Annotated in this window: 12 protein-coding genes; 6 read left to right on the plus strand and 6 right to left on the minus strand. The window is 59.3% G+C overall.

The features are described 5' to 3' along the window. Positions 1 to 188 precede the first annotated feature (188 nt). Positions 189 to 884 carry an NADPH-dependent F420 reductase gene (locus tag AX768_RS24810; protein WP_062002771.1) on the plus strand — a complete coding sequence of 232 codons (696 nt, stop codon included), beginning with the start codon at positions 189 to 191 and terminating at the stop codon, positions 882 to 884. Positions 885 to 932: 48 nt separating this feature from the next. On the opposite strand, the gene AX768_RS24815 is transcribed toward AX768_RS24810, so the two are convergent. Further along, entirely contained in the window at positions 933 to 2,576 is a 1,644-nt protein-coding gene (locus tag AX768_RS24815; RefSeq protein ID WP_082779064.1) for an ABC transporter substrate-binding protein, read from the minus strand. Positions 2,577 to 2,857: 281 nt separating this feature from the next. On the opposite strand from AX768_RS24815, the gene ribA reads away from it, so the two are divergent. Further along, positions 2,858 to 3,508, plus strand: a complete 651-nt coding sequence (ribA, locus tag AX768_RS24820) for a GTP cyclohydrolase II (RefSeq protein ID WP_062003650.1) — start codon at positions 2,858 to 2,860, stop codon at positions 3,506 to 3,508. A gap of 252 nt (positions 3,509 to 3,760) precedes the next feature. Next, entirely contained in the window at positions 3,761 to 4,180 is a 420-nt protein-coding gene (locus AX768_RS24825) for a type II toxin-antitoxin system HicB family antitoxin (RefSeq protein ID WP_062002773.1), read from the plus strand. Between the two features lie 43 nt (positions 4,181 to 4,223). Here the strand turns inward: AX768_RS24825 and AX768_RS24830 are convergent, their stop codons facing one another. The 4 genes from AX768_RS24830 to AX768_RS24845 form a co-directional block, all read right to left on the minus strand. Next, on the minus strand, positions 4,224 to 4,946 hold the full coding sequence (locus AX768_RS24830; RefSeq protein ID WP_062003651.1) for a 2OG-Fe(II) oxygenase: 723 nt from the start codon (positions 4,944 to 4,946) through the stop codon (positions 4,224 to 4,226). Between the two features lie 76 nt (positions 4,947 to 5,022). Next, a complete protein-coding gene (locus AX768_RS24835; protein ID WP_062002774.1) occupies positions 5,023 to 5,673 on the minus strand; it encodes a recombinase family protein in 651 nt (216 codons plus the stop codon). 131 nt (positions 5,674 to 5,804) lie between these two features. Further along, positions 5,805 to 6,290, minus strand: coding sequence for a hemerythrin domain-containing protein (locus AX768_RS24840; protein ID WP_062002775.1), 486 nt, complete (start codon positions 6,288 to 6,290; stop codon positions 5,805 to 5,807). A 28-nt stretch (positions 6,291 to 6,318) separates the two neighbouring features. Continuing rightward, complete coding sequence (locus AX768_RS24845) at positions 6,319 to 8,610, minus strand: ATP-dependent DNA helicase (RefSeq protein ID WP_062002776.1); 2,292 nt, start codon at positions 8,608 to 8,610, stop codon at positions 6,319 to 6,321. Positions 8,611 to 8,729: 119 nt separating this feature from the next. On the opposite strand from AX768_RS24845, the gene AX768_RS24850 reads away from it, so the two are divergent. From AX768_RS24850 to AX768_RS24860, 3 genes are all read left to right on the plus strand, one after another. Further along, the gene (locus AX768_RS24850) at positions 8,730 to 9,275 is read left to right on the plus strand and encodes a DUF4142 domain-containing protein (RefSeq protein WP_082779065.1); all 546 of its coding nucleotides are present in this window, start codon (positions 8,730 to 8,732) and stop codon (positions 9,273 to 9,275) included. A 34-nt stretch (positions 9,276 to 9,309) separates the two neighbouring features. Further along, positions 9,310 to 9,603, plus strand: coding sequence for a hypothetical protein (locus tag AX768_RS24855; protein WP_062002777.1), 294 nt, complete (start codon positions 9,310 to 9,312; stop codon positions 9,601 to 9,603). A gap of 83 nt (positions 9,604 to 9,686) precedes the next feature. Beyond that, complete coding sequence (locus AX768_RS24860) at positions 9,687 to 11,471, plus strand: thiamine pyrophosphate-requiring protein (RefSeq protein WP_062002778.1); 1,785 nt, start codon at positions 9,687 to 9,689, stop codon at positions 11,469 to 11,471. 50 nt (positions 11,472 to 11,521) lie between these two features. Here AX768_RS24860 and AX768_RS24865 read toward each other — a convergent pair whose 3' ends face one another. Next, positions 11,522 to 12,508 carry a UDP-glucuronic acid decarboxylase family protein gene (locus AX768_RS24865; RefSeq protein WP_062002779.1) on the minus strand — a complete coding sequence of 329 codons (987 nt, stop codon included), beginning with the start codon at positions 12,506 to 12,508 and terminating at the stop codon, positions 11,522 to 11,524. Between the last annotated feature and the right edge of the window lie 3 nt (positions 12,509 to 12,511).

Raw genomic sequence — 12,511 nt, forward strand, 5'->3', positions numbered from 1 at the left:
GTTGAAGTGGTTAAGGAATGGGATGAAGTATGCGGGTTTGCCCTCGATTAGCAAAATCGAATGATTCAATGGGGCCGATGTTAATTGCCTATCAGCCTCGCCGCGGCGGGCATTCTAGCGCGTCCGGCGGTTTCAGGCATAGGCGTTGCGCGCCATATGCCATGGGTCTTTAAACGAACGGAGGGTGTATGAAGATTGGCATCATTGGTGCGGGAAATATTGGTCAGGTGCTGGCGCTGCGGTGGGTCGAGCATGGTCACGAGGTGCTGATCGGCAATTCGCGCGGGCCGGATACGTTGGCCGATGTCGCGGCTGAAACCGGCGCAAGACCCGCTGAACTGGCCGATGTCGTGCACGGTGCAGACGTGATCGTAGTGACGATCCCGGAAAAGAAGGTGCTGGATCTGCCAGCAGGATTGCTCGCGGACGTACCTGACACGACGGTGTTCATCGATACGGGAAATTATTATCCGCGTGAGCGCGATGGCCGGATCGATGCGATCGAGTCAGGCATGCTCGAAAGCGAGTGGGTCGCGAAGCAGATCGGGCATCCGGTGATCAAGGCTTTCAACAATATCTACGCAGCCCATTTGCGCAATCACGGCAAGCCGGAAGGCACGCAGGGGCGCATTGCGTTGCCGGTATCGGGCGATAGCGCCGACGCCAAGGCGGTCGTCCTGCAACTGGTCAACGAACTAGGCTTCGATGCCCTCGATAACGGCGGTCTCGACAATTCCTGGCGCCAGCAGCCGGGCACGCCGGTCTACACGAAGGACTTTGATCTGGAGGGCCTGAAGGCAGGCCTGCAGAAGGCGGACAAGACGCGCACGCCGCAATGGAGCGCGACGGACAAAAGCCCGGGGAGTTTCGAGCAGCCGGCTTGATGACAGGCGGCAGACTTATATGTGTCCGCCGCCGCACCCTCGAAACGATCAGTCCAGCGACACCCCATCAAACCGATGGCCGCCCAGCGGGCTTAGTTCATAACCTTTCACGTTCTTCGTCATCAGCTGGAACGCGTTGGCATGTGCAAGCGGTGTGTAAGGGACCTGATCCTTGAACACGACCTGCGCCTCTTCATAAAGCTTCGTGCGAGCGTTCTGATCAGTAACCAGGCGCGCTTTGCCGAGCAGATCGTCGAATTGCTTGTTGCACCACTTCGCCATGTTGCTGCCGTGTACGGCATCGCAACCGAGCGTGGTGCCAAGCCAGTTGTCCGGGTCGCCGTTGTCGCCCATCCAGCCGTACAGGATGGCATCGTGCTCGCCGGCCTGCTTCGCGCGCTTGTTGTACTCGGCCCATTCATACGAAACGATATTCGCCTTCACGCCAATCTTCGCCCAGTCCGACTGGATCAGTTGCGCCATCAGGCGTGCGTTGGGGTTGTAGCCGCGCTGCACGGGCATGGCCCAGAGCGAAATGCTGAAGCCGTTCGGAAAACCCGCCTCTTTTAGCAGATCACGCGCCTTCGCGGGATCATATGGCGCGTCTTTCAGCGCCTTGTTATAGGACCATTGTGACGGCGGCATCGGGTTCGAGGCGACCGTCGCCGCGCCTTCATAGACGCTCTTCAGAATCGCTTGTTTATCGATGGACATGTCCAGCGCGCGCCTCACCAGCACGTTGTCGAGCGGCTTGTGCGTGGTGTTGTAGCCGACATAAGCCACGTTGAAGCCGACGCTCGACAGCACTGCCAGCTTCGGATTGTTGCGCGCGCTCTGGATATCGGCGGGACGTGCATACGACGTCATCTGGCATTCGCCGCTCGTAAGTTTCTGCATGCGCACGGCTGCGTCCGGCGTGATTGCGAACACCAGCTTCGAGATATGCACGTCCTTCTTGTTCCAGAAGTCCGGATGCGCGTCATAGCGGATGGTCGCGTCCTTCTGATAATCGCGGAACACGAACGGACCGGTCCCTACCGGCTTCTGATTCAGGTCCTCGGCCTTGCCCGCCTTGAGCAACTGGTCGGCGTACTGCGCCGAGACAATGGACGCGAACTCCATCGCGATGTTGCGCACGAAGACCACGTCGGAGGTATGCAGCGTGAAGCGCACGGTGTAGTCATCGAGTTTTTCGACCGATGCAATGTTCTTGTCGTAACCAAGATCGCTCAGGTACGGGAAGCTGACCGGGTGGGCCTTCTGGAATGGATTCTCCGGGTCGATCATGCGCTTGAACGTGAAGACGACGTCATCGGCGTCGAAGTCGCGGGTGGGCTTGAACCAGTCCGTGGTCTGGAACTTGACGCCGTGGCGCAGATGGAACGTAAATGTCTTGGCATCGGCCGACTCGTCCCACTTTTCCGCGAGACCGGGGACGAGGTCGAGCGATCCGCGCTTGAATTCGACCAGCGTGTCGTAGACGGCGTGCGCGCCGGCATCGAAGTCCGTGCTGGTGGTGTATTCCGCCGAATCGAACCCTGCCGGGCTGCCTTCCGAGCAAAACACCAGCGTTTTGCCCGCCGCGTGAGCCGCGCCGGACATGGCGCCGGACGCAGCAAGTGCGATCAGCATGGATCCCGCAGCGCGGGCCATGCGGGAAGGGACGAAGGACAGGCGACGTTGATTGGGCATGGAGATGGGTCTGGTGGGTTGTCTATGTAGTCATGTACTTTACCAACCGGGGAATTTTTATCGAAGCGAGACGTTCTTCTTTCGATATGCCTGGTTCGCGTCGAATCCGGCGGATTTCATGCGGGAGCCGGCGGTTGCACGTTGCAGGCTGCAAATATTTCCCCGGCGTTTTAACATGTCGGACCGGGCGACACCGCATGTTGATACAGTTACTGGTTCAGCCGGCAGGCAAAAAACCTTCCGGCATGCGGCCCGCGCCCTTAAATGCTGTACAAGAGAACATGAAAAACGTTTCCGATTCAACGGCATCCACTGCCGAGGCTGTCAACGAAGAATGCGTCGAACTCGTGGCGAAGGCCACCATTCCCACGCGTTACGGCGTCTTCGAATCCCATGTGTATCGCGTGAAAAGCACTGGCGCGGAACATTTGACGCTGATCATGGGCGATGTCGCCAACGGCGAATCCGTGCTTTGCCGGCTGCATTCCGAATGTGTCACTGGCGATGTATTCGGCTCCTACCGCTGCGATTGCGGCGAACAGCTCGATCTGGCAATGCGGTATATCGCAGCTGAGAATCGCGGGATTCTGCTGTATCTGCGCGGTCATGAAGGCCGGGGCATCGGCCTTGCGAACAAGATCCGTGCGTATGCGCTGCAAGAGCAGGGCTATGACACGGTCGATGCCAACCTGCATCTCGGACTTCCCGACGACGCACGGGAGTACGATTCGGCTGCGGCGATCCTGCGTGCGCTGGATGTGCGTTCAGTGCGGCTGATGAGTAATAACCCGTCGAAATTCGATACGCTGCTCAAGCATGACATTCCGGTATGCGAGCGCGTGGCGCTGGCCATTCCGATGCGCGAGGAAAACGAGCGTTATATCAAGACCAAGCAGGTCAAGTTCGGGCATTACTTCGATGAGAATGAGTGATTGGGGGGTGATTTGGCCTGCAGTGGGCGGATTTATAGCGAAGCTTTGAAGGCAACATTCCACTTTCTTGCATAGCTCAGGCGGCCGTTCAGCGGCCGTTTTCCTTTTCTGCCTCCCGTCCTCATGCAAAACACAAAATACAACAAATAAGTTGCGTTCTACCAGGATGGATGACAACATATATGTTGTATTCTAGCTCCAGCACATTCGCCTTCGCATGAAGGGCCGAACTCATTGGAGAATCAAACGACCATGTTCTCTTATCCAGTGAAAATGGAGCGGGACACGAACAACACCTACCTCGTGACCTTCCCGGATATCCCCGAAGCAGTATCCGTCGGAGACGACGAAGACGAAGCCTTGCTCAATGCGCTTGACGCGCTCGAGAGCGCCATCGAGATCTACTTCGATGAAAAACGCGAGGTTCCGCTACCATCGAAGGCGAAGAAAGGGCAGAGCGTCGTCAAGTTGCCGGCACTCGTGGTTTCGAAGGTGTTGCTGGCTAACGAAATGATCCGCCAGGGAATCAGGAAATCGGAGCTGGCCCGTCGGCTGGATGTTCATATGCCGCAGGTCGACCGGCTACTTGATCCGCGGCACTCCTCCAAACTCGACGCAATTGAAGCAGCGTTCGCCAAACTTGGCAAACAACTGGACGTTTCCATCTCATAGTTGCACTGATCGACGGGACTCGGGGCATGCAAGCATCGGTAAATCACGTTGCATCGTGGAAAATCACGCCTGCCGTGTGCCGATGCCCCGAGCGCAACCGGCTGACCCCGTGCCGCAGATTCACCCGGTAGACCCCGCGTGTCCCGTTCACCGGCCTCTGGTGCACGGCAAAAATCACCGCGTCGCCTTGTGCCAGCGGCACGATTTCGGCCCGCGATTGCATGCGCGGCCGCTGCTCGGTCATCACAAACTCGCCGCCCGTAAAGTCGCGCCCGGGAGCGGACAGCAAGATCGCCATCTGCAGCGGGAACACGTGCTCGCCGTATAGATCCTGGTGCAGGCAGTTGTAATCACCCTCGGCGTATTGAAGGATCAATGGCGTGGGCCGGGTTTGCCCGGCGGCGTGGCATCGGCGAATAAAGTCCGCGTGGACCGCCGGATAGCGCGTGTCGATACCCATGAGCGCGGTCCATCGGTTCGCGACCGGCACGAGGTGCGGATAAACCGTTTCGCGCAATGTGCCGATCATCTCGGGCAATGGATAGCCGTAATACTTGTATTCACCGCGCCCGAATCCGTGGCGGCCCATCACCACACGGCTTCTGTACAAATCGTCTTGTGCGTAGCGCGCCGAAAGCGCGTTGCATTCGGCGGCGGTCAGGAGTTGGTCGATGGTCGCGCATCCGTACCGGTTCAAATCGTCTTCTATCCGATGCCAGTCGGTCGCGTTGACGCGCGCGGCGATATCAGTGTTCAAATGGTCCATCGGCGATGTCTCCTTGCAGATCAATCCACCGATATTGCTCGACTCCGCTTTCCCGCGCACGCCGGAAGTTGCGCTTTCATTCGCCGTGAACCGCCAGTGACTCGTGCGCTGAAACGTCCGATTCTGCGGCGCCGGCGTGCGTCCCTGCTTGTCTGGACGCCGCGTCGCGTAGCCGGATGATTGTCTGGCGCGACGTGTTCAGAACCCGCGCGATGGCCGTCACCGTGCTGCCCGCCGCGAGCGCGCTGAGCGCCTGCTTGCGCTGCGACTCGGACAACGATGCAGGACGTCCTTGCGGCGCACCAACCTGCTTGGCGATGGCGGCGGCGTCGAGCGCCCGCGCGCGTTTGGCGTCGCGTTCGAGTTCGGCGGCGAGTTGAAGCATGCGTATGGGCGAGTCGCTGCCCGTTACACACAGGTCGTTGCTGCCCGCGTCGATGCAAATGGCGCGCGCGCGCCTGGCCGCGAGCGCGGTGAGCGTGGACACCACGTCGCCGACGCCGCTGCCGAGATATCCCAGGCGGGAAATGACCAGGGTATCGCCAGGCTTGATGCGGCGGATGACCTGCTGCAGCGCCGGACGCGACGAGGCCGCGACGGCATTGCTGCAGTGATCGACGAGCACGGCTCCCATATCGACGAGAAAGCCCGCTGCGTCGATCTCGATCAGGTCACTTTCCCGAATGTCCTGATGGCCGCCGGTGTTTATATAGACGAATAGGGTCACAATTTGCCCTCCAGAGAAAGCCGTGCCCGTGATGCTCGGTGCTCTCAACCAACCGATGCGGGCCAGCAGTTTTTGCGAATATTAGCAAAATTGCGGGCCCGATCAAATCCACCTGTCCACATTTGAAACGCTCAATGCGAAGTGGCAACTTCCGTGATCTTGTTCTGCAGCGCTTCATGGCGCATTGCGATCTGTTCGCCCATTGCGTTCAGGTCGAGCTTGGTCTTGCGCAGCTCCGGAAACAGTTCCGACTCTTCTTCTTCAACGTGATGGTTTACGCTCTCGGTGAGCACCTTGAAGGTGGCGTCGAAACCTTCGTCGCCGGCCTGCATGGTGGTGAACTTTTCGATCAACGTCTTGACGAGAAAGTGCTCCACGTACGCTTCATTCACATCGTCCTTGTCGTCCTTGCCGAGCGCATCCTTCGCGGCCGGATAGAGGATTTCTTCTTCCACGATCGCATGCATGGTCAGCAGCTCGCATGCACGCTGAACCAATGTCGCCTTGCGCTCCAGGTCGTTTTCATCGGCGCGTTCAAAGGCTTCGAACAGCTTTTCTACCGCGCGATGCTCTTCTTCGAGCATGGTCAACGCGTCTTGCTTCTTTGTATCGGCCATGACGGCTCCTTGTGTGGGGATGACACACTCAGAGCAATACGGGTGCCCGAGGGGTGCTCAAGTGGCGCACGATCTCGACTTCCCACCACGCGGGGAACAATCGCCGGACTTCGGTGCGGGCGAAGCGGTCATCGATCAGATAAAGCACGCCGCGATCATGCTGTCCCCGGATGACACGGCCGGCGGCCTGCACCACTTTCTGCAAGCCTGGAAACAGGTAGGTGTAGTCGTATCCTGCGCCAAACTCCCGGTCCATGTGCGTTTTCATTTGCTGGTTGACGGGATTGAGTTGCGGCAACCCGAGCGTTGCGATAAAAGCGCCGATCAGGCGTTGGCCCGCGAGATCGATACCTTCCCCAAACGATCCGCCAAGCACGGCGAAACCGACGCCGCGGCTGGTTTCGGTGAAGCGGGCAAGAAAGGCGTGCTGATCGGCTTCGCTCATTGAACGAGTTTGTTGCCAGACCGGGATATCCGGGTACTCGTGGCGCAACGCGCTCGCAACCTGATCCAGATAGTCGAAGCTGCTGAAAAAGCTGAGGTAGTTGCCGGGCATGCGCCGATATTGCGCCGCGATCAGCTCGACGATCTGCGGCACGGACTGCTCGCGATCGCGATAACGCGTGGACACGTTCGCCACCACGCGCACCTGCAACTGATCCGCATGAAAAGGCGACGCAACGTCGACGTTCGTACAGGTTTCAGGGAGGCCGAGCATGTCGCGATAAAAATGTGCGGGCGAGAGCGTGGCTGAGAACAGCGCGACCGAATGCGCCTGTGCGAAACGCGCCTTGAGATGCGGCGCGGGCACGCGGTTGCGCAAGCAAAGCACACTTTGATTGCGCGAGCCGGCGAGGGTGATATCGAAGAGAGAATGGGTGTCGAAGCGTTCCGCAATGCGCACGAAATGCGTGGCGTCGAAGTAAAAGCGCAGCGTGTCGCGATCGAGTGCAGCCGGTTGTTCGCCAATGAACTCCGTGACGACTGCAATCATGTTTGCAAGCGTTTCCAGCAATCGCGCCGGCAGCGTTTCCTGCACGGCGTATTCATCGGTTTGCTGGCCTGCGAGCGTTCTCCATGCACGGCCGATCTGATCGAATGATCGCTTGAGCGGCGCGGGGGCAGCGCGGCGAACGCTGCGAAAACGCGCTTCGTCCAGCGTTGCGGAATACATTGCTCGGGCGCGTTCCACCAGGTTGTGCGCTTCGTCGACGAGCACGCTCACGCGCCACTCCTTTGACTCGGCGAGCGCGAAAAGCATGGCGCTGGTATCGAAATAATAGTTGTAGTCGCCGACGATCACGTCGCTCCAGCGCGCGAGTTCCTGGCTCAGGTAATACGGACACACCGCGTGGTCGAGAGCGACCGTGCGCAGCGCATTGCGGTCGAGCCGGGTCACTTCCAATGCCGCTTCGCGCGCTGCGGGAAGACGATCGTAAAAGCCGCGCGCAAGCGGACAAGACTCGCCGTGGCAGGCTTTGTCGGGATGCTCGCAAGCCTTGTCGCGTGCGACCAGTTCGAGCACTCGCAGCTGTGTCTCCCGGCCCAGCGTGGTGAGCGCATCGAGGGCGAGCTGGCGGCCGGAGCTTTTTGCGGTCAGAAAAAAGATCTTGTCGAGTTGCTTTGCAGGCCATGCCTTCAGCATTGGAAACAGGCTTCCGAGCGTCTTGCCGATACCCGTCGGCGCCTGCGCCATCACACAGCGTTCTTGTACGGCGGCGCGATAGATCGAGGCTGCCAGTTCGCGTTGTCCGGTACGAAACGACGCGTGCGGGAAAACCATTGCGCTGAGTGCGTCGTTAAGCCGGGCCGTGTGTTCGAGTTCCTGCTGCGCCCAATCGAGAAAGCGCGAACACTGCAGCTCGAAATGCTCGCGCAAGGTTTCCGCGGATTGCGTTTCCGTGATGACGGTTTCCTTCTCGCTGGCGATATCGAAATAAACCAGCGCAATCCCGATCTCGCGCAATGCCATCTTCTTGCAGCACATCCAGCCGTAGATGCGCGCCTGCGCCCAATGCAAATGGCGATGATTCTCGGGGATGGCATCCAGGTTCCCGCGATACGTCTTGATTTCTTCAATCTGATTGAGCACGGGATCGTAGCCGTCCGCGCGACCGCGCACGTGCAGCGCGCCGAAGGTATCGGAGAGCGTGATTTCAGCTTGATAAAGGTCGTGACGGCGCGCGGCGACGATCTTGTGCCCGGCCATGCCCTGCTGCGCCGTGGGCGATGGCGTGAAGCGCAGATCTAGATCACCTTGCTTGGCAGTGAATTCGCAAAGCGCGCGGACTGCGACGACGTAGCAGGGTTGTTCGGGCATTTTTACTGTATGGATGTACAGTAAATATTAGCATGCCCGAGCCGTTTGGGTATGGAGGTTGCTCTGATCTTCCGTACGCAGTTGATCAATTTCGATAATTTCGAATTACGGAGATCTGAATGAAGACCACGACTTTTTCCACGTTGCTCGCCGCCTGCCTGATCACGAGCGCCCCGCTGGTCCATGCGCAGACGGAAGCCGCGTCCACCACAATGGCAAACCCGCTGTCCGATACGGACAAGGCGTTCGTGCAGGCAGCTTCAATGTCATCGTCCACCGAGATAGACGCAAGCAAGCTCGCGATGACCCATTCCAGCGACAAGGACGTGAAGTCCTTCGCGCGGCACATGATGATGGATCACACGAAGCTCACCGTGCAGTTGAAGATGGCGGCACCCAAGGGTGTGACGGTTCCGAAGGACAACTCCGATACATCGATCCTGGATTCGCTCAAGCCGCTGAAGGGCAAGGACTTCGATACGGCTTACATCACGAAGGTCGGCGTCGAGGGACACAAGCAAGCGGTCGATGCATTCCAGAAGGAAATCTCCGACGGGCAGAACGCCGACCTGAAAACGGCTGCGCAAAAGGCGCTGCCGACGATCCAGGAGCACTACAAGATGGCGCAGGCGCTTGCAACGAAGAAGGGCGTGTCGGCGCAATAACGTATCGGCCGAACGGAACTACGGGAGTGACGTCATGAAAGATGGAAAGCGCATTGTTCTGGCAGGTTTGTTCGCCGTCGTATCGACAATCGCATTGGCGCAAAGCGGTGGTGCGGGCGGTAATGCCGGTGGCGGAAATGGTAACGGTGGCTCAGGCGGCGGCAATGCGCATAGCGCCGCGACCGCCGGTATGACGAGCGGCGGCGACCCTGCATCCGGCACGATGGCCAAGAGCGGCAAGACGCACAAGAAGATGGCCCGCAAGTCCGCGACGGACACGACCAACATGTCGGGCGCGGACGCAAGCAGCGACACGAAGGGACAGTAACAAGCAAGAAGGGCTGACCGGAAAAGCGCGGCTTCGCAGTCGCGCTTTTTCACATAAACGCAGATAACGTGCAGGAGCATGCAATGGCGCAGACAGTAGGCGACTTTATCGTGGCGAGGCTTCATGCGTGGGGCGTGCGCAAGATGTTCGGTTATCCCGGCGACGGCATCAACGGCGTATTCGGTGCAATGCGCCGCGCGCCAGACCAGATCGAGTTCATTCAGGCGCGGCACGAGGAAATGGCCGCGTTCATGGCATGCGCGCATGCCAAGTTCACGGGCGAACTCGGCGTGTGTATCGCGACCTCGGGACCAGGTGCATCGCATCTGATTACCGGCCTCTACGACGCTCGCATGGACCACATGCCCGTGCTCGCCATTGTCGGGCAGCACGCACGCACCGCGCTTGGCGGCCATTATCAGCAGGAGCTGGATCTGTCGTCGCTGTTCAAGGATGTCGCCGGCTCCTTTGCGCAGCAGGCTACGGTGCCTTCGCAGGTTCGCCATCTCGTTGATCGTGCGGTACGGATCGCGTTATCCGAGCGTCGTGTGACGGCGATCATCCTGCCGAACGATTTGCAGGAAATGCCCTACGAAGAACCGGAACGTGCACATGGAACGTTGCACTCGGGCGTGGGCTGGACCGCACCAAAGGTCGTCCCTTATGCCGCCGATCTCGAACGCGCGGCTGCGGTGCTCAACGATGGGCGGCGGGTCGCGATTCTTGCCGGCGCAGGCACGCTCAACGCAAGAGAGGAATTGATCGCGATAGCGGACAAACTTGGTGCCGGCGTTGCAAAGGCGTTGCTCGGCAAGGCTGCCTTGCCTGATGACCTGCCCTGGGTCACTGGTTCCATCGGGTTGCTCGGCACGGAGCCGAGCTACAAGCTGATGGCCGAGTGCGATACGTTGCTGATGATCGGCTCGGGCTTTCCATACGCCGAATTCCTGCCGAAGGAAGGCCAGGCGCGCGGCGTCCAGATCGACCTGAAGGGCGACATGCTGAGCCTGCGTTACCCAATGGAGGTCAACCTGCAGGGCGACGCGGCCGAGACCTTGCGGGCGCTGTTGCCGCTGCTCGAGCAAAAGACGCAAGGTAGCTGGCGCGACCGCATCTCGCGATGGAACCGGAGCTGGCACGAGACGCTTCACGACCGCGCGATGCAAAGCGCGACGCCGGTCAATCCGCAACGCGTGGCGCTCGAGCTTTCATCACGTCTGCCGGACAACGCAATCGTCACGAGTGACTCGGGTTCGTGCGCGAACTGGTACGCACGCGACGTTCAGGTGAAAAGCGGCATGATGTGCTCGCTCTCAGGCGGTCTTGCATCGATGGGCGCAGCGGTTCCCTATGCGATCGCTGCGCGCTTTGCGTATCGTGATCGTCCCGTGGTTGCGATGGTCGGCGACGGCGCGATGCAGATGAACAACATGGCCGAGCTGATCACGCTGATGAAATACCGGAAGCCGACCGACGCCGCGTGGGTCTGCGTGGTGTTCAATAATCAGGATCTGAATCAGGTGACGTGGGAGCAGCGCGTGATGGAGGGCGATCCCAAGTTCGAAGCGTCGCAGCAGATTCCCGACGTCCCGTATCACAAGTTCGCGGAACTGATCGGCATGAAGGGGATTTATGTGGACGATCCCGAGCGTCTCGGCGCCGCATTCGATGAAGCCCTGGCTTCGGACCTGCCGGTGCTTTTGGAAGTGAAGACGGACCCGAACGTGCCGCCGCTGCCGCCGCACATCACGGTCAAGCAGGCGAAGGCGTTTGCTTCGACCTTGCTGCAGGGCGATCCCGAACAAGGCAGCGTGATCCTCGATACCGCCAAACAGGTGCTGGCTGGCGTATTGCCTTCGAAGAGCTAGGTCGGCACGCGTGGTGTTCCGTTTTACGAAGGAATTCCACGCCGCCGAGGTCAAACGGGCGCGGGCAACTTCGCACGGTGTTCAGCTTCTTTCGTCAGCCGACGGAAATAATCGGCGGTTCGCTTCAGTCCGTCATCGAGTTCCGTAGTCGGTTGCCAGCCAAGCGTGTTCTTCGCAAACGTGATGTCCGGCTGCCGGTGACATGGATCGTCCATGGGTAACGGCTCGAACACGATTTCCGACGACGACCCCGTCGACTCGATTATTCTTCGCGCAATCGCGAGCATCGACAACTCGTATGGATTGCCGAGGTTCATGGGTCCCGTCACATCTTCAGGGCTGTTCATCAGGCGAATGAAGGCATCGATCATGTCATCGACATAACAGAACGAGCGCGTCTGCGAGCCGTCGCCGTAAATGGTGATCGGCTTTCCTGCTAGCGCCTGCATCATGAAGTTAGAGATGACGCGGCCATCTGCGGGATGCATGCGCGGACCATACGTATTGAAGATCCGCGCGACCTTGATCGACAAACCATGCTGCCGCCGATAATCCATGAAAAGCGTTTCGGCGCAGCGCTTGCCTTCGTCGTAACACGCGCGAGGTCCAAGCGGATTGACGTGTCCCCAGTAGTCTTCCCGTTGTGGATGAACGCGGGCGTCGCCATAGACTTCGCTTGTCGATGCCTGGAAGATTCTCGCCTTCACGCGCTTGGCGAGGCCGAGCATGTTGATCGCACCGTGCACGCTGGTCTTCGTTGTCTGCACCGGATCGTATTGATAATGAATCGGCGAAGCAGGGCACGCGAGGTTGTAGATTTCATCCACTTCCACATAGAGCGGAAACGTCACGTCGTGACGCATCAGCTCGAAGTTCGCGCAGTCGAGCAAGTGCGCAATGTTGTCCTTCGTCCCGGTATAGAAGTTATCGACGCACAGCACGTCATGCCCGAGCGCCACGAGTCGTTCGCACAAATGCGAGCCGAGGAATCCGGCGCCGCCGGTCACCAGAATGCGCCTGCGATGATGTTCTTTCATGAT

The organism is Burkholderia sp. PAMC 28687 (assembly GCF_001577465.1).
Classification (GTDB): domain Bacteria; phylum Pseudomonadota; class Gammaproteobacteria; order Burkholderiales; family Burkholderiaceae; genus Caballeronia.

Excerpts from the sequence above, each read along its gene's own strand:
- AX768_RS24810 (WP_062002771.1), top strand. The coding sequence starts at position 189 with ATGAAGATTGGCATCATTGGTGCGGGAAATATTGGTCAGGTGCTGGCG.
- AX768_RS24815 (WP_082779064.1), bottom strand. The coding sequence starts at position 2,576 with ATGCCCAATCAACGTCGCCTGTCCTTCGTCCCTTCCCGCATGGCCCGC.
- ribA (WP_062003650.1), top strand. The coding sequence starts at position 2,858 with ATGAAAAACGTTTCCGATTCAACGGCATCCACTGCCGAGGCTGTCAAC.
- AX768_RS24825 (WP_062002773.1), top strand. The coding sequence starts at position 3,761 with ATGTTCTCTTATCCAGTGAAAATGGAGCGGGACACGAACAACACCTAC.
- AX768_RS24830 (WP_062003651.1), bottom strand. The coding sequence starts at position 4,946 with ATGGACCATTTGAACACTGATATCGCCGCGCGCGTCAACGCGACCGAC.
- AX768_RS24840 (WP_062002775.1), bottom strand. The coding sequence starts at position 6,290 with ATGGCCGATACAAAGAAGCAAGACGCGTTGACCATGCTCGAAGAAGAG.
- AX768_RS24845 (WP_062002776.1), bottom strand. The coding sequence starts at position 8,610 with ATGCCCGAACAACCCTGCTACGTCGTCGCAGTCCGCGCGCTTTGCGAA.
- AX768_RS24850 (WP_082779065.1), top strand. The coding sequence starts at position 8,730 with ATGAAGACCACGACTTTTTCCACGTTGCTCGCCGCCTGCCTGATCACG.
- AX768_RS24855 (WP_062002777.1), top strand. The coding sequence starts at position 9,310 with ATGAAAGATGGAAAGCGCATTGTTCTGGCAGGTTTGTTCGCCGTCGTA.
- AX768_RS24860 (WP_062002778.1), top strand. The coding sequence starts at position 9,687 with ATGGCGCAGACAGTAGGCGACTTTATCGTGGCGAGGCTTCATGCGTGG.
- AX768_RS24865 (WP_062002779.1), bottom strand. The coding sequence starts at position 12,508 with ATGAAAGAACATCATCGCAGGCGCATTCTGGTGACCGGCGGCGCCGGA.